15 protein-coding genes are annotated in these 17,586 nt (G+C 46.6%); 7 read left to right on the forward strand and 8 right to left on the reverse strand.

Translation table 11 applies throughout. The features are described 5' to 3' along the window. The first annotated feature begins 49 nt into the window (after nucleotides 1-49). From LZG74_RS14935 to LZG74_RS14960, 6 genes are all read left to right on the forward strand, one after another. On the forward strand, nucleotides 50-1,324 hold the full coding sequence (locus LZG74_RS14935; protein WP_233797349.1) for a Gfo/Idh/MocA family oxidoreductase: 1,275 nt from the start codon (nucleotides 50-52) through the stop codon (nucleotides 1,322-1,324). 48 nt (nucleotides 1,325-1,372) lie between these two features. Beyond that, nucleotides 1,373-4,807, forward strand: coding sequence for a family 16 glycoside hydrolase (locus LZG74_RS14940; protein WP_233797350.1), 3,435 nt, complete (start codon nucleotides 1,373-1,375; stop codon nucleotides 4,805-4,807). 82 nt (nucleotides 4,808-4,889) lie between these two features. Continuing rightward, complete coding sequence (locus tag LZG74_RS14945) at nucleotides 4,890-5,405, forward strand: antitoxin Xre/MbcA/ParS toxin-binding domain-containing protein (RefSeq protein ID WP_233797351.1); 516 nt, start codon at nucleotides 4,890-4,892, stop codon at nucleotides 5,403-5,405. 6 nt (nucleotides 5,406-5,411) lie between these two features. Beyond that, nucleotides 5,412-5,867 (forward strand): RES family NAD+ phosphorylase, encoded by a 456-nt coding sequence (locus LZG74_RS14950; protein ID WP_233797352.1) that lies wholly within the window; start codon nucleotides 5,412-5,414, stop codon nucleotides 5,865-5,867. Between the two features lie 144 nt (nucleotides 5,868-6,011). Then, on the forward strand, nucleotides 6,012-6,842 hold the full coding sequence (locus LZG74_RS14955; RefSeq protein ID WP_233797353.1) for an SMP-30/gluconolactonase/LRE family protein: 831 nt from the start codon (nucleotides 6,012-6,014) through the stop codon (nucleotides 6,840-6,842). 43 nt (nucleotides 6,843-6,885) lie between these two features. Further along, nucleotides 6,886-7,524 carry an RNA-binding protein gene (locus LZG74_RS14960; protein WP_233797354.1) on the forward strand — a complete coding sequence of 213 codons (639 nt, stop codon included), beginning with the start codon at nucleotides 6,886-6,888 and terminating at the stop codon, nucleotides 7,522-7,524. A gap of 79 nt (nucleotides 7,525-7,603) precedes the next feature. Here the strand turns inward: LZG74_RS14960 and LZG74_RS14965 are convergent, their stop codons facing one another. The 7 genes from LZG74_RS14965 to LZG74_RS14995 form a co-directional block, all read right to left on the reverse strand. Then, nucleotides 7,604-8,794 (reverse strand): MFS transporter, encoded by a 1,191-nt coding sequence (locus LZG74_RS14965; protein ID WP_026628515.1) that lies wholly within the window; start codon nucleotides 8,792-8,794, stop codon nucleotides 7,604-7,606. Between the two features lie 45 nt (nucleotides 8,795-8,839). Continuing rightward, nucleotides 8,840-11,500 (reverse strand): DNA mismatch repair protein MutS, encoded by a 2,661-nt coding sequence (mutS, locus tag LZG74_RS14970; RefSeq protein WP_233797355.1) that lies wholly within the window; start codon nucleotides 11,498-11,500, stop codon nucleotides 8,840-8,842. A 97-nt stretch (nucleotides 11,501-11,597) separates the two neighbouring features. After that, a complete protein-coding gene (locus LZG74_RS14975; protein WP_255699306.1) occupies nucleotides 11,598-12,194 on the reverse strand; it encodes a pseudouridine synthase in 597 nt (198 codons plus the stop codon). A gap of 31 nt (nucleotides 12,195-12,225) precedes the next feature. Continuing rightward, complete coding sequence (locus tag LZG74_RS14980; RefSeq protein ID WP_233797357.1) at nucleotides 12,226-12,810, reverse strand: Uma2 family endonuclease; 585 nt, start codon at nucleotides 12,808-12,810, stop codon at nucleotides 12,226-12,228. Between the two features lie 43 nt (nucleotides 12,811-12,853). After that, the gene (locus LZG74_RS14985) at nucleotides 12,854-13,642 is read right to left on the reverse strand and encodes an exodeoxyribonuclease III (protein ID WP_233797358.1); all 789 of its coding nucleotides are present in this window, start codon (nucleotides 13,640-13,642) and stop codon (nucleotides 12,854-12,856) included. Nucleotides 13,643-13,647: 5 nt separating this feature from the next. Then, the gene (locus LZG74_RS14990; RefSeq protein ID WP_233797359.1) at nucleotides 13,648-15,492 is read right to left on the reverse strand and encodes a hypothetical protein; all 1,845 of its coding nucleotides are present in this window, start codon (nucleotides 15,490-15,492) and stop codon (nucleotides 13,648-13,650) included. A gap of 17 nt (nucleotides 15,493-15,509) precedes the next feature. Continuing rightward, a complete protein-coding gene (locus LZG74_RS14995; RefSeq protein ID WP_233797360.1) occupies nucleotides 15,510-16,136 on the reverse strand; it encodes a hypothetical protein in 627 nt (208 codons plus the stop codon). A 144-nt stretch (nucleotides 16,137-16,280) separates the two neighbouring features. On the opposite strand from LZG74_RS14995, the gene LZG74_RS15000 reads away from it, so the two are divergent. Then, complete coding sequence (locus LZG74_RS15000; protein ID WP_026628522.1) at nucleotides 16,281-16,793, forward strand: DUF4494 domain-containing protein; 513 nt, start codon at nucleotides 16,281-16,283, stop codon at nucleotides 16,791-16,793. 48 nt (nucleotides 16,794-16,841) lie between these two features. On the opposite strand, the gene LZG74_RS15005 is transcribed toward LZG74_RS15000, so the two are convergent. Next, the gene (locus LZG74_RS15005) at nucleotides 16,842-17,582 is read right to left on the reverse strand and encodes a hypothetical protein (RefSeq protein ID WP_233797361.1); all 741 of its coding nucleotides are present in this window, start codon (nucleotides 17,580-17,582) and stop codon (nucleotides 16,842-16,844) included. Nucleotides 17,583-17,586: the final 4 nt, after the last annotated feature.

The following is a 17,586-nucleotide window of genomic DNA, read 5'->3' on the forward strand; positions in this document are numbered from 1 at the left end:
TAATATTCTAATTTCACTCCCAAGTTCATTTCCTAAACAACCTTAATTAATGAAAGAAGAAACAGGCACCTCTGCGTCCAGAAGGACCTTTATCAAAGGCTCACTGGCAACGCTGGCCACTTTTTCCATCGTTCCCCGCCACGTTCTCGGCAAAGGCTTCATCGCGCCGAGCGACCAGCTGACCAAAGCCATCGTCGGCACCGGCTCCATGGGCCGCGGCCATATTCCTTATGCAGGCACCAAAGTCGTTGCGCTTTGTGATGTAGATAAAAAACACCTGGACATTGCCGTCGGCATGGTGGATAAGGGCGTAAAAACCTTTGCAGATTATCGCGAGGTGATCCAGCTTCCCGAAGTGGACATTGTGCACGTGGCCACGCCGCCGCACTGGCACGGGATCATTGCCGCCGATGCAGCCCGCGCCGGAAAAGATGTATGGTGTGAAAAACCCATGACAAGGACCATAGGCGAAGGAAAAAGGCTCGTGGAAGCCGTGCAGCAGCATGGAAGGATATTCCGTTTAAACACCTGGTTCCGTTTTCAGGACAATTTTTACGGCATGCGCACGCCGGTTAAACCCATTAAAAAGCTAGTGCAAAGCGGCTTGTTAGGCTGGCCCTTGAAAGTGACGGTAAGCAAGCACACCGGTTTCGACTGGAAATTTTACTGGGTAGGAAACACCAATAATGCACCGCAGCCCGTTCCGGCCGAGCTGGATTATGAAATGTGGCTCGGCCCCGCGCCTTACAAGCCGTATAGCGAGCACCGCGTACACCAGACATTCCGTGGTTACTGGGATTACGACGGCGGGGGACTCGGCGATATGGGCCAGCACTACATTGACCCGATCCAGTATTTCCTGGGTAAGGACGACACCAGTCCGGTAAGCGTGGAAGTGGATGCGCCTCAGCAACACACCGAAGCCGTAGGAACCTGGCGGAGAATCACTTATACTTATGCGGACGGATGCCAGATTGTGCTGGACGGAGAAGCGAAAGATGAAAAAGTGGCTTACATCGAAGGTCCGAAAGGCAAACTTTACCCCAATTTCCAATCCGACATTCCGGACCTTGAAAAAAAACTCGCCGCATTCCCTGATCCCGAGCCACAGGTTACGGATTTTGTAGATGCCGTGAAAAACCGCAAAAAGTTTGCGCTGAACGAAGAAAACGGGCACCGTTCCTGCACCATTGTGAACATGGGATTAGCAGCATTAAGACTCGGCCGCTCCTTGAAATTTGACCCCGAAAAACAGGAATTTATAGACGATGAAGGTGCAAACCGGTTGATTAACCAGCCCATGCGTGGCCCCTGGACCATTTAATCAGCATTAAATTCGTTTGCATACATTCATTTCTATCCTTGACCATTCATGAAAAAACAAATATATACTATCCTGGCTCTCTGCATGTTACTCTCGCAGGCATGGGCACAAACGGACGATGCGATGGCCAGCAAAGCCAAAGCATTGTTATCCAAATTTCCTTCCCAGAACGAAGCCGCATTAAAGAAGAACATGGAAGAACTCGGCCAGCTCGGCAAGCCGGGACTCGTGCAGATCGCATCCATGCTCACGCCGCTCGGAAAGGGGGATAACACTAAAATTCAATACGCGACCGGCGGTTTTACTTACTATGCGTCACAAGCTGGCAAAGAAGATTTCCGAAAAATCGCCGCCGAGGCTTATGGCGAAGCACTATCGAAAGTAACCGACCCGGACAGCAAGAACTTCCTGATCTATCAATTGCAGACGGTTGGGAAAGATGAGTCTGTGGAGGTTTTGAAACCCTATTTAAAAGACGAAAGACTTTCCGGCCCGGCTTCGCGGACATTGGCGCGAATCGGTTCGCCGGTGGCTGGCGCTGCGTTGTTGCAAGGCCTGGAGGGCGCTCCTGAAAGCACAAAAATTGCGATTATTGAAGCATTGGGCGGTGCGCGTTATAAGGAAGCTGCGCCTATGATCGAGAAATCGGCTGTGAATGAGGATCTGCTTTTACGTAAAGTGAGCCTTTTTGCGCTTTCGGAAATCGGAACGCCTTCTTCTGAGGCAATTTTAATGGCTGCTGCGCAAAAGGCGAATTTCGGTTATGATGAGTCGGATGCAACGGCGGTTTATTTGAAATATTTAGTGCGCATGGCCGAAAATGGGAACGCGCCTGCCGCGGAAAAAGCTGCTCTGGCATTGCTCAAAAACACCCCGGACGTAAAGCAAACACCGACGCGGTCTTCCGCTTTGAAAATTTATTCAGACATTAAAAAACGCGAATCTGTGCCTGTTTTGGTAAATGCATTGCAAAGCGCAGATCCGGAATATCGCATTGCTGCATTGAAATTGGGACAAAAATACCTGATGGCTGACGGCACAACGCCCTGGCTCAATGCCATGAAAAAAGCCAAACCCGAAGTTCAGGCAGAGATCATCACCATGCTGGGCCACGCCACTTCGCTGGATGCATTGCCAACCATTCAAAAAGCATTGGCCGCGAAGGATAGCAAAGTAAAGATGGCTGCGATCTGGGCTGCTGGCAAAATTGGTCAGGAGAAAAGCCTTCCTGCATTGATTAATGTGCTGAAAAGGGCGAGTGCGGAGGAAGTTTCTGTGGTAAAAAGCAGTTTGCTTACCATTAAAGGGGAAGGCGTTGTCAATCAATTGGCGACAGTATTGCCAACATTGCCGGCCGCTTCGCAGGCTGCCGCCATTGACGTGATTGCCGCTCGGGAGGCGAATGCCAAGTTCAGCAATGTTTTCGCATTATTGAAAAGCCCGAATGCAGACGTTTTAAAATCGGCTTACACGGCATTGAAATCGCTGACAACTGCGAATGATCTGCCACAAATGTACATTTTGCTGAACACCGTAACGGACGCCGGGCAAATGGCGGCTATTCAAAAAGCGGTGGCTGCGGGCGTGAAAAGCGCTGGTGATGCGAAAGCGCAGACCGATATTATTTTAAAACAAATGCAGGCCTTACCTGCTGATAAGCAATCCAATTACCTCGCTGTTTTGGCAAGCATAGGCGGCAAAATGGCGCTTAATTCGGTGGTTTCGGCTTATAATAGTGGTGATGCAAAGTCCAAAAAGGCTGCAATCGCTGCATTATCATCCTGGTCGGATGCGAGCGCTGCGGGTGATCTTTTGAGCATTGCAAAAAAGGCAACGGATAGCGAAGAGCTTACCTTAGCATTGACTGGTTATGTGGCTGCGACTGCGAAATCGACTAAAACGCCGGTTAATAAGGTGATTATGCTGCGCGAAGCCATGACTTTGGCTAAAACTGATTCTCAGAAAATTGCGATACTGAAAGAGTTGCCCCGATTGAGAACATTCAATGCATTGCTTTTTGCAGGGAAATATCTCGACAATCCCGCAACAGAGCAGGCAGCTGCGCAAGCTGTTATGGCCATTGCATTGGCTAATAAGGGTTTCTATGGTCCTGAAATCCGCGATTTGCTGACTAAAACTTCTTCCCTACTAAAAGGAAAAGATGCGGAATATGCACGCGAGTCGATCAAAAGACATTTGTCGGAGCTGCCTAAGGATGAAGGTTTTGTGGCTCTGTTTAATGGAAAAGATCTTACTGGCTGGAAAGGCTTGGTTGAAAACCCGATTGCGCGTGGAAAAATGAGCGCGGACAGTTTGGCTTACAAACAAAAAAAGGCTGACGAAGCCGCCAATAAGGATTGGTTTGCCAAAGACGGCGAACTCGTTTTCTCAGGACACGGCGATAACCTGGCTACGGTGAAGCAATATGGTGATATTGAAATGTATGTGGACTGGAAAATCCAGAAAGACGGCGACGCAGGCATTTACCTGCGCGGAACGCCCCAGGTGCAGATCTGGGACACGTCGCGTGTGAGCGTAGGCGCGCAGGTAGGCTCCGGTGGATTGTACAACAACCAGAAGAATCCAAGCAAACCTTCGAAATTGGCTGATAATGCCATTGGCGACTGGAACACATTCCATATTACCATGATCGGTGACCGCGTTTCGGTGGATCTGAACGGGGAGAATGTGGTGGATAATGTGATCCTGGAAAATTACTGGGACCGCAACCTGCCGATCTTTGCCAAAGAACAAATTGAGTTGCAGGCACATGGAAATCAGATCAATTATCGCGATGTGTATGTGCGTGAAATTGAGCGACCTGAACCATTCAAGCTAAGCGATGCGGAGCAGAAACAAGGTTTCAAAGTGCTGTTTGACGGAACGGATATGTTCAATTGGGTTGGCAACCGCACCGATTATTTTATTGAAAACGGCGCATTGGTCGTTGATCCGAAGAAGGGCGGCAAAGGGAATTTGTATACCAAAGACGAATACAGCGATTTCGACTTCCGTTTCGAATTCCAATTGACGCCCGGCGCCAATAACGGTTTGGGAATCAGGACACCGATGGAAGGCGACGCGGCTTACGTAGGAACCGAAATTCAGATCCTGGACAATGATGCCGACATTTATAAGGACCTCCATGAATATCAATATCACGGCTCCGCTTATGGCATTATCCCTGCAAAAAGAGGATTTTTGAAACCCATGGGCGAATGGAATTATGAGGAAGTCCGCGTGCAGGGTTCCAAAATAAAAGTAACATTAAATGGCACCGTAATCCTGGATGGCGATCTCGCCGAAGCCAGCAAAAACGGAACCGTCGATCGCAAGGAGCACCCCGGATTGAAGCGCACCAGCGGACATTTGGGTTTCCTGGGCCACGGCTCGGAACTGAAATTCAGAAACATCCGGATCGCAGATTTAACCAAAACACCCGCCGAACCGCCCGTTGCTTCGAAAAAGAAGCGAAAGAAATAAGCGAACTGAAAAACTCCTGTCAACTGGCAGGAGTTTTTTTGTTTGGTATAAATTTATACTGAAATTAGTGTAAATTTGTTTTATGAAGCAGCGCGGAAAGAAGCCTTACTCAACATTGAATGAAACGGAACCTAAGACTTTGAACGAGCCTATGGGCGCGGTCGGTTATGGCTCCGCACCGGCAAGTATGATATTTAATACCCCGGCACGAAAACCTGAAAGTAAAATGACGGCAATCGAGAAAATGTATTTTGTGAAGCAAGGGATCAGCAAAGCGGACCTGGAAGGCTTTAAAGATCGGATTGGCATGGACTATGACCAGCTGGCCGCGACACTTTCCGTGGCGCGAGCAACGCTGATTAATAAGAAGGGTTCTGAGAAATTTAACCCTACGGTGAGTGAGAAGATCGTCGGGCTGGCGGATATATACTCTTATGGCTACGAGGTCTTCGAGGATGTGGACCGTTTTAACCGATGGATCTTTAGTCCGAACCGGGCATTGGGCGGGGAGGCTCCTTATGATCTTTTGGATAACCAATATGGCCGTGAAGAAGTCAAAAACATTATTGGACGTATTGATTATGGCGTTTATTCTTAATCCGCTATGATCGTTTACAGAGTAGGACGCACAAAATACGCACACGATTTGGAAGGAGAAGGCGCCCGGCTTTACGGCGGACGCTGGAATCACAAACTGACACCATGCATTTACACTTCAGCCAGCCGAGCGCTGGCATTGCTGGAATACACCGCCAACATTAACATTGATGATATCCCAAGGGCGTTGAGCATCACCACATTTGAACTCCAACCGTTTGACATTCACGAAATTCAGATCCCTGATCTTCCCGGCAACTGGCGTGACGCTCCGGCACCGGCTTCTACGAAAGATTTTGGAACAACATTATTGAGAAAAGCATCGCACGCATTCCTGCAAATTCCCTCTGCGATCCTGCCGGACGAATTTAATTATCTGCTCAATCCTTTGTTCAATCACCCGGATGCTTTTCGGATTCTGGAAATCAAAGACTTTGTTTACGATTTGCGGATTAAATTATAAAAAAATTTAAAAATGGCCTTGACGAACCGATTTGGGCATTTTTATTTAGCTTTGAGTAACGGTCGTAAAAATCTGTCGATACGTAAAGTATATCACTATTAAATGCTCTTTCCTTAACAGAAAACATTTACACCTAATTTGACAATGAAAACCAGTCACATCTTCCTTGCTGCATGCCTGTTACTTTCGTCGGCTGCTGCAAATGCACAGCATTCCCTGACACAGCTTTGGGCTTCGGAAGCCACATTGCCTGTTCCTGAGTCTGTATTTTACAGTGCTAAAAACAAAATTTTATATGTAGCGCTCATTGACGGAAAGCCTGGTGAGAAAGATGGAAAAGGCGGGATTGCGAAAGTTGGATTAGATGGAAAAATCGTTGCAAAAGATTGGATAACAGGACTGCACGCGCCAAAAGGCATGGGCGTTATGGGCGACAAGCTTTACGTTGCCGACGTGACTGATTTGGTTGAAATTGATCTAAAATCAGGAAAAATCTTAAAGAAACATGCCGTTGAAGGTTCCGTATTTTTGAATGACGTGACCATCGATGCAGAAGGAAATATCTACGTTTCGGATTCCAGCACAAAAAAAGTGCATATGATCAAAGACGGAAAGGTTTCGACCTTTCTTGAAGGCTTAAACGGTCCTAACGGCGTTTTGGCAGTTGGCTCGGACCTGCTGGTTGCTGATGCGGGAACATTGAAAAAAGTAAGCTCGACCAAAGAAATAAGCGTCTTGGCAGAAGGAATGGATAAAAGCACCGACGGAATCGAGCAGGTTGTGCCGGGTGAATACATTGTTTCGTGCTGGGCGGGTGTGGTTTACTACGTCAATTCTGACGGAACAAAGCAGGAATTGCTGAACACGAGTGCGGATAAAACGAATTCGGCTGACATTGGCTACGATTCGGTGAAGAAAATCGTTTATGTGCCGACTTTTGGCAAAAACAGTGTTGTAGCTTATCAGCTAAAATAAATATATTTATAACCTAAAAATTAAATTAAAACAAGTCGTTTCCATGGACATTTTTGTTGGGAGTCTTTCTTTTAAATTGAAGGAAAGCGAATTGCGTGAAGCTTTCGAAAAATTTGGAACAGTGAGCTCCGCGAAAATTATCATTGACAAGATTACACGTCAGAGCAAGGGTTTCGGCTTTGTCGAAATGCCGGATGAAGAAGAGGCAAGGTTGGCGATCAACAATTTGAACGGAGCCGATATGTACGGAAGGCCGTTGGTTGTAAATGAATCGCAGAAGAAAGAAGCAAGAGGAGACGCAGGCGCGCCAAGGAGAGAAGGCGGTTTCAACAGAACGCCACGTCCTGACGGCGGCAGTTCCGACAGACCAAGCAGCGTACCTGGAAGCGGAAGCAGCACGGGCGGCGGATACAGCGGAGGCGGTGGTTTCAGCGGTGGAGGCGGTTACAGTGGCGGCGGAGGCTATTCCGGAGGCGACAGAAGCTCAGGCGGCGGAAGCAACGACCGATACAGAAGCAGCGACCGTGGACACAGTGGCGGCGGATATGGTGATAAAGGTGGATTCGGAGGCAAATCAAGATCTGACGACCGGTTTGGAAAAGGCGGAGGAGATTATAAAAAAGGCGGAGGGGGATCCAAAAACTACACCCGCAACATTGGCGATGACGATGATGATGATTGATTATAAATCATTGATCTATAAATAGAAAAACCCTGTAAGAAATCGTCTTACAGGGTTTTTTATTGGCAACAAGAGCAGGTTATGCAGTCGCTTTTACCTTATTATCTTTAAAGAAAAGCACAAATAGCACCAAAACAACAGCTGCAATGCCAGCTGGCACCATCCAGATGCTTGTCCAGTCTTTCACACCATTCACTGTGTACATATCAGCCACGATGCCCGCAAGCCACGAACCGATGCCCATTCCAATCCCGTAAGTCGCGATGGAGATAAGTCCCTGCGCAGATGAACGATATTTTTCGCCTGCTTTGCTGTCTGTGTAGATTTGTCCGGTAACGAAGAAGAAGTCATAGCAAACTCCGTGCAAAATGATGGCCATATAAAGCAGCCATTCGCTGGAAGCATCGCCGTAACCAAAGCCAATAAAGCGGATAATCCAGGCAATCAACCCAACGACCAGCATCCATTTAACACCTAAGCGGCTGAATGCAAGGGGAATTAAAAGCATGAAAATCACTTCGGAAGCCTGTCCAAGTGACATTTTGTTCTCCACATTGGTCATTCCTGAATCTGTCAGCGATGGATTGGCCATGGCGTAATAGAAGGACAACGGAATGCAGATCAGCAGCGAGGAGATGAAAAAGATAGCGAATGAGCGGTCTTTGAAAAGCGTGAAGGCATCCAATCCCAAAATGTCTGAGAATGAAGTTTTGGTGCTTGGTTTCGGCGGGGTGTCTGGCAAAAAGAATGAATAAACGCCCAAAAACGCAGAAGCGACCATTGAAATCTTAAAGATCATTACATCATCTCCAAAGCCATAATAACCGATAATGTTGGAAACGACAATCCAGGAAACCGTTCCCATTACGCGTATGGCAGGGAAATCTTTCTCTGAATTGGTCACCTGCTGCATTGCGATCGAAGTCGTCAGAGACATCATTGGCGCGAATGAAATACAATAAGCCAGGATGATCCAGAAGAAGTTGTCCGGATCGTCAACGCCTGTGAGAACGAAAAGCAATGCGGCACCTGCAAGGCTCAACACGCCCAGCACTTTTTGTGCGGCAAAATAACGGTCGGCGATCATTCCGACGAAGAATGGAGCGATGATCTGCGCGATGGAAAAGGCCGCATAGGCATTCCCAACTTGCGCGCCGGTTGCGCCCAGTGCCGTGAACAAATATTTACTCATTTGACCGTACCACGATCCCCAGATAAAATAGAGGAGGAACATCATGGCCATCAACTGAAAACGCGTTGTGTTTTTCATAAAAGGGATAGGAGTTTGATTGAGTAATTTTTAAAGTGTTATGGGTTACTTTTTAACGATTTTTTGGAATTCATTCAGTTTCAAAAGCGCCTCGATGGGCGATAATGTGTTCACATCCACCAGCGATAGTTTTTCTTTCAACTCTTCCATTCGCGGATCGGCTGGTTCAAAAATGCTTAACTGGAAGTTGTTTTTAGGAATTTCCTTCACCCGCTTTTTGTGCTCGTGTGTGACGTGGTCTTTCTCCAAATGATGCATGATCTCACTCGCGCGCAACACGATCAGCTGCGGCATGCCCGCGATCTGCGCTACGTGAATCCCAAAACTATGCGCGCTTCCGCCCGGTTTCAGTTTGCGAAGGAAAATCACTTTGTTATCCACTTCCTTCACCGCCACATTGAAGTTCTTAATGCGCGGAAAATCTTCGGTAAGCTGATTTAACTCGTGGTAATGTGTTGCAAACAATGTTTTTGGCTTGCAATCAGCCTGATTATGGAGATATTCCGCTATTGCCCAGGCAATGGAAACACCGTCATAAGTGCTTGTTCCTCGTCCGATCTCGTCCATTAGCACCAAACTCCGGTCGCTCAGGTTATTGAGAATGCTGGCTGTTTCGGTCATTTCCACCATGAATGTACTTTCACCGCGGCTCAGGTTGTCGCTCGCTCCTACCCGGGTGAAGATTTTATCCACTAATCCAATGTTTGCGGATTTGGCGGGCACATAGCAACCCATTTGTGCCATGAGCACGATTAATGCAGTTTGCCGCAGCAACGCAGATTTTCCGGCCATGTTAGGACCAGTAATGATGATGATTTGTTGTGAAACATCATCCAAAAACAGGTCATTCGGCACATAACTTTCTCCCACGGGAAGTTGCTGCTCGATAACCGGATGCCGTCCATCCTTGATATCCAGCTCATTGCCTTCGCTGATGACGGGTTTTGTGTATTTATTTTTTCGCGCAACCGTAGCGAATGAGCTCAGCGCATCCAGCGTGGATATCACCAGTGCATTCTGCTGCACCGTGCCCACATATTCAGCCGCCATAGACATTAACTCGCTGAAAATCCGGTATTCGATCGCTGAAATTTTATCCTCGGCATTCAGGATTTTCTCCTCGTATTCTTTGAGCTCGGGCGTAATGTATCGCTCGGCATTCACCAGTGTTTGTTTCCTGATCCAATCAGCCGGGACTTTATTCTGATGCGCGTGCGTAACTTCCAGATAATACCCAAAAACCTTGTTATAAGCGATTTTGAGTGATCCGATGCCCGTGCGTTCTATTTCCCTGTTTTGTAGTTTGATTAAAAAATCCTTCCCTTCGTACGAAATGGCATGCAACTCGTCGAGCTCAGGATCAACGCCACTTTTCACAATGCGCCCATTGTTTGTCAGCAGAGGGGCGTCCTCACGGATTTCGTTTTCAATTTTATTAACTAAAAAACTGCAAGGATTAAGCTGATCCGCATATTTCTTCAATATCTCAACGGCCTGCGTAGAAATTTCCTTCTTCCCTGCCTTCTTGGATTTTTCTTCTTCCTGGTTAATAATGCCGGAAATCAGCTCCTTAACCGGACCGATTTGTTTTAACGACTTTTTCAGCTGCACTAATTCACGGGGATTGATTCGCTTCACGGCAACTTTGGAAATAAGTCTTTCCAAATCCCCTATTTGCTTCAAATGCCCTATAATCGCATCATGAAGGTCTTCATTTTCAAGAAAATGCTCGACCGTATTCAACCGGTCTTCGATAGCCAGCTTGTCTTTTAATGGCAAAACAATCCATTTCCGAAGCAAACGCGCACCCATAGGCGTTACGGTCTGATCGAGAATTTGTATCAAGGGCACGCCACCTTCCTGTTGCGGGTAAACGAGTTCGAGATTACGAACAGTAAAGCGATCGAGCCAGACGTATTTTTCCTCCTCCAAACGCGTAATACGGCCAATGTGGCCCACTTCCTTATGCTCCGTTTCGCGCAGATAATGCAGGATGACGCCCGCTGCAATGATCCCCATCGGCAGCGCTTCAATTCCGAAACCTTTTAATGTCGTTGTCTGAAAATGTCCGATCAGCTGCTCATAGCCATATTCGTAGCCAAAGCACCAGTCGTCCAGTTGGAAAGAGTGATATTTCCCTCCGAAAAGCTGATTAAATTCCTGTTTGTGTCTTTTGCAAAATAGCACTTCGGCGGGGCTGAAACCCTGTAACATTTTATCAATGTAAGCCGCATTGCCCTGGGCAGTCATAAATTCCCCCGTAGAAATGTCCAGGAAAGCAAGTCCGTAAATGTTGTCGGGTCCAATGTGGACAGCCGCCAGATAGTTGTTTTTACGGGTGTCGAGCACATTATCATTCAGCGAAACACCCGGCGTAACCAGCTCGGTAACACCTCTTTTTACAATGCCTTTGGCTGCGGCAGGATCTTCAAGCTGATCGCAAATCGCCACGCGCTCGCCCGCACGGACCAGCTTGGGAAGATAATTATCAAGGGAATGGTGTGGAAATCCCGCCAGTTCTTCGTGCGCACCGCCATTGTTCCGGCGGGTAAGCACGATGCCCAGAATTTTAGAGGCACGAATGGCGTCTTCTCCGAAGGTTTCGTAAAAATCCCCCACGCGAAACAGCAGCAGCGCGCCCGGGTACTTGGCCTTGATCTCGTTGTATTGTTTATTAAGCGGAGTTTCTTTTTGTGCCTTTGCCAACTATCAGCCTTATTTTAAGAAAAGGATATGTACAAAATTAAGCCTTCTCTCCGGTTTGGCAACATTGGGCCAAGGTTTTGTGAAAGCAGCAGTTATCTCAATCGTATACGCGGCGCACGTCTTTGGCCGTAACTTCCCACACGTCCCCTGGTTTAGGAAATTCACCCGTTTTATCAGCGAGAGAAATTTTTCCAATTGACCAGCGCACGAGCCGCAATGTTGGAAAACCGGCCGCGGCGGTCATGCGTCTTACTTGCCTGTTTTTGCCCTCGCCTATGGAAATGGAAACCCAGGAAACAGGAATGTTCTGGCGGAAACGGATGGGTGGATTGCGTTCAGGCAATGTTGGTTCGTCAATCGGCGAGATTTCCGCAGGGAGCGTTAAGTGCTTTTTGCCGTTAATCGATATTTGCACGCCGTCGCGGAGCCTTGCGCATGCCTCCTCAGTAATAGTGCCTTCAACCTGCGCATAATACGTTTTGGAATGTTTGTTTTTTGGATCCAAAACCTTTGTTTTTAGGAAATTATCATTGGTAAGCAGCAGCAATCCTTCACTATCCGCATCCAACCGCCCAACGGGATAAATGTCTTTGGGAAACTCAAAATCAAGATCCGCAAGCGTAGGATGATCGCCTTCACGAGAAAATTGTGAAAGCATTCCGAATGGCTTGTAAATGAAGAAGTAACGAAACAAATTGAAAGGAAATTAGGATGATTCAGCGCTGTTATTTTAGAAGCGCGCCTGGATTTAGAGAAAAACCGGGCAAAATATCTTCTCCTGTAAGCGTCACATCCAATGTATCATGAATGACAATAGATTGATCAGCTTTGTAAACATGAATTTTGTTATCAAACCGATCGATCAGCCAGCCAAGCTTGGTGCCATTGGCGATAAACTCATTCATTTTATCCTGTAAATAACGCAAGCCATCAGACTTAGATCGGATTTCAACTACGAAGTCAGGGCAAACATGCCCAAAAGTTTCCAGCTCGTCTTTAGAAAGCGCGTCCCATTTTTCGCTTGTCACGAATGAAACATCCGGCGATCGTACTGCGCCATTAGGTAATGTAAAACCAGTAGACGAATCGAAAACTTTGCCTAAATGATTTTCTCTATTCCAGATCCCCAGTTCGATTAAAACCTGGGAATTGAATTCACCTGTAAATATTCCGGTTGGAGACATAAGTATAATATTTCCTTGCGAGTCCCTTTCGAACTCTAGTGTGTCGTTCATTTGGCAAAACTGGAAGAATTCTTCTTCACTCATCAGGTCGCCCATCTTCATAGTTACCGGCATTGGCATGTCCATAACGCTTTTGGTTTGAATCTTGCTTTAATCAAAAATACGAAATTTATGAGTCGGTGCGCGAATATGGCGATTCAATTTCTAACCACACCGGACAATGGTCCGAGTGGACGGCGTCATTTATTTGCCGGCTGGAAATGATGCGATCTTTCAAACTATCGGCAACAGAAATGTAGTCGATGCGCCAGCCTTTGTTGGTGCCGCGGGCGCCTGCGCGGTAAGTCCACCAGGAATATTCGCGCAGTTCGGGATTTTTGAAACGGAATGCGTCGGTGTAGCCGTTACTGAACCATTTCGTCATCCATTCCCGCTCCTCGGGGAGAAAGCCGGACATTTTCTTATTCCTGACCGGATCATGAATGTCGATTTCGTTATGCGCAATGTTGTAGTCCCCGCAAATGATGAGGTTAGGGCGTTCTTTTCTCAGCTCAGTAACCCAATCAAAGAAGTCACCCAAAAACTGAATTTTCACGCCCTGGCGAATTTCCCCGCTTGTTCCCGAAGGAAAGTAGCAGTTCAAAACAGTGATATCTCCAAAATCCGCACGCAAAATCCGGCCTTCTGCATCATAAGCTGGAATGGCGCAACCTGCGGAAACCATATCGGGCTGGATTTTGGAAAACATCGCAACTCCGCTATAACCTTTTTTCTCTGCCGCATGCCAGCCAATGAGTTCATAGCCAAGCGATTCCAAGCCAGACAGATCTACCACATCAGGCGTTGCTTTCACTTCCTGGAAACACAAAACGTCAGCAGAAACCGTGTTTAGCCATTCAACCAGACCATTCCGCAATGCGGCACGAATCCCGTTGAGATTGTAAGTAAGTATTTTCATATCAGCTATTTATGAATTTTGCTTTCGCACAAAGAAATACTTTTTCCTGTAAAGTAGGATTTCCATTTTCCAGGCGCAGCGGGATCTTTTTCCACCATCCAAACTTCGAATAAACCTGCCGGAAGCTTTGTCCGATATAGCGAGTATTGATATTCAGATCCGTAATAAGTTTGTTTTTTCAAAAATTGAGCAGGGGAATTCGGCACGGGAAGTGCGGGTAAGAGCAGGGTGCGGTTTTCGGAAGCCAGAGCAAAATAAACCGGGTTTCCAATCCCATTATCGTTTGCCTGAATACGCAGGAATTTGACCGGAATATTATTGCCATCATTCAAATAACTGACCTTAACCTCCACTTTGCCCCTGTAACGATCCGCTTTTTGTCCGGTTTCAGCAATCAAATGCTGGTGGGATGGAAAGTCTTTATATTGATCGAAATTGAGCAGATTATTGGCATTTAATGTATCGATCAGATTGCTCATTCTGGTGGGATGGTTCCAGAATGGAATGTCCCCGAAATTATCGCCCGTTGTCAGGAAGGTTTTGTGGTTTTTCCAGTAAAAACTGTCGATCACAAGATCCTCGTGGAACCGTCGGATACTGGCAACCGACGTATAATAACTCACAAAATTCAGCGATACAAAGCAAACCAAACCAAGTAATACGGCAATGTGCCTGAGGTTTTTGATATTCTTGACCAAAATCACAACACATATATACACCGTTGCCAGCAACGCAACCCCGAAAATCATGTAACGCCGGGAAAATATATTGCCGCCATACATCACATACGTGTTGATAGGCCTGCTGATCACGAACATTGCACCTGTTCCCATGGCGAACATCATTGCACCCCACAAAAACCAATCGCTCCAGAGCGGTTTTTTATTTAGCAAAAGTCGCAATACCCAAATACAAAAAACAAGCAACATGCCCGCACCCAGTAACACGCACCAGACCATATCGGCGTAAAACGTGTTGATAACCGGATGTATAACGTCCAGGTAGAGCGCGTTGCCCCAGAAGGCAAACACAAAAATGAGGTTAAAAATCGGATGCGGCCAAACGGAGCCGGTGTGTGATGGAATAACCTGGTAATCAAACAAAAAGTAAAAAAGCACAATGGCCACGGCGACGGCAAGCCAGATAGAAAGCAGCCTGAATCTTCTCTGTAATCCCAGGATCAGCGCGCCGATGATCCAGGTGAGGATGCCGCTTCCGCTTGTAAATGTGGTTAAAAGCGCAGCAGCGATCCCTAAATACCAGCCTTTCTGATCATTCCTTGCAATTCCATAAGCGGAAAGCAATGCGAAAAAGATTAGGGGTGTATTCTGGATTGCGGCGATTCCCCAAACGGCGTTTTCAAAATAAACCAGATTGAAAAGCACGTAAGGAACGGGAATGAAGTAATACCAGGAAACCTGCTCTTTTTTGAATGACAAGAAAAGCAAATAAAAAATGCCCAGCAACGCGAGGTTACCGAGCAGTATTTCAGTTTTGACATTGACCGTACCCGTGAAAAAGTACATGATCAGCATCACAGTCCTTTCAAATGCAAAACGGTGCTGATTGACCTGCTCGAAAAGCACTTCGATCTTGCCTACAAAACCATTAGCAACATGAAAATTATGGATCGTTTCCAGCAGATTGAAGTCATCCGTGTAAGGAATATTCAATGTGTAGGCTTCCAGAATGAGATAAAAATAGACAACCGGTGTAATGATCAGGCCTATTCCCGACCATTTTCGCAATGTAACTTGGCCTCTGTAAAAGCTTATTCCAAACAAAACAAGCAGAATAATGACCAGGCTGAAATATTGAAAGAGATAAGGGTTGTCTACAAGTATTCTCAAAACTGTGTGATTTAAATTTAGCGTGCGAGCATCTTACTCGTAACTTCTTTTTCGAATGTAATATATCCGGGATAATTAACTTGTTTTCCGGCTACATCAAGCGTTGGGCGGATTTTTACCTGGAATTTCGCGGGTTTTGCGTCGCCTTTGCCGGTCAGCGCCATGATCATGTTCACGAACTCATCGCGCGTTTTGTCATTGGAAAGCAACTGGTAAGCATTTGTATTAAGCCTTACGGGAACTCGTGTAGGGCTGGTTCCTGGCATTACTTCAATCAGCTGGCTCAGGTAGCCGTTGAAAATCTCGTTATTGGTAAGCAGCACTTTGTATTCCAACTGGTTGATCGCGGCGCGTTTCTTGGTTGGATTTGTAATGTCAATGTTCACCCTGAGATCCAGAGGCACATTTTTTCTTAAAAGTCCCATCGCAAGTCCCGGATATTTCGCCAGGTCAAAATCGCTGAAACTGCGGATATTCTTAAATTCCCGAATGTCAATTCCGGCCAGATAAACGCTATCGACCGAGGCAATGTCGTATTTACAATCGCCAAATGTTGTCGCATCGGCAACCTGGCGGCCTACTCCGCAACTGGAAAGCGCACCGGCTACAATCATGAGTACAAGGACCCAAATGTTCTTTTTCATTATCAAAATATTTTTCGCAAGTTAAACAGTAGGTATCAGAACGCATGCAACGTGCAACGATTATTAGTTTGTGACTATATTTTTTGCACGCCTTCACCCAAGCGTTTACATTTGCCTACTTTTAAGAAAATAAAAACTACAAATATGGCGAGCTGGTATTTAGGGAAAATTCGGTATCAAAAAGAGGATGAGGCGGGAAGTCTAAAAACGATCAATGAAGTTTATCTGGTGGATGCCGTTTCGTACACGGAATCCGAAGCCAGGCTTTACAAGCAAATCGTTACCGGTGCCAGCGATTTCAGCGTAATGAGCATTTCACGGATGCGTCTAGCCGATTTGTTCGCTTTCGAGGAAGGTGAACAGTGGTTTAAGGCGAAAGTGATCTATTTTTCAGTTGATGAAAAAAGCGGCAAAGAGAAGAAAATCATCAATCAGATGCTGGTTAATGCCGATGGCATTCAGCAGGCGCTAGACAGGATCAACGAAAGCATGCGGAATTTCCTGATCCCCTACGAGACGACAGACATTGTGTTAACGCCGATTCTGGACGTTTTCCCGTACACAGCGGAAGAAGACGAGCAAGAAATCCCGGCCAATATGCGGCCATTATCAGAAGTAAAAGCGGAACGCGCGGAAGCAGAAGCCGTTGCAGAATAAAAGAAAAAACATTTCCGTCCCTTTAAAGGGACGGAAATGTTTTTTCTTTTATTCTGTTTTGAATACTGTGTATCCCTTCGTTGACACCGTCTGCGGATCACGCCCGAAGCTTTTCAGTTTCAAAATTGTGTCTTTGGAATTAATCTCGGCAACGAGCTGATTAGGCTCCAAAAGATGCATATAATCAAACGAAATCGGCATTGCGACCGCACTTTCTACGAATTCCAATCCATAGAGTGGATATACATTAAAAGGCGTTTTGGCCAGCCAAACCGTATCCTTGTTCTCGGAAGTGGCAAAGCTCACATTGTATTCCAGGCTTTCGAAACCAAAATCATCCCTTTTGTTTCCCGTTGCTGCCCAGTAGGTCGAGAAATCTTCTCTGGCTTGTGCTTTGGTGTCCGGCCCGGGCTTCAATGCGCCCACCGCCTCGTTAATCCTCATTTTTTTACCATTCTCATCCGCGCCGCAGAAAATGTATTTCCCATCCGGAAACCCGATTACAAAATCGAAGTCCTTACCGCCTTTTCCAAAGCTGTTTTCTTTCTTGAAACACATCCCGCCACTCACCGGGTCAAGGTAAATGGTGATGGTGCCTTTGGTTTGATCGGCTTTATTTTCGTAATCATACACCAGCGAATGGCTGAAATAATACTGGCCTTTGGCAGGCTGCCACTGCGCAGCGCGTTGTTTATCAGCCGGGATTTTCTTCGCAACCTGGGCGAAGACAGGCGCGCCATAATACAGCGCACAGCACATTATAAGTAGGGAAGCAAAAAATCTTTTCATCATC

Origin of the sequence: Dyadobacter sp. CY327 (assembly GCF_021390415.1) — a bacterium.
In the GTDB taxonomy this organism is placed as follows: Bacteria; Bacteroidota; Bacteroidia; order Cytophagales; family Spirosomataceae; genus Dyadobacter; species Dyadobacter chenhuakuii.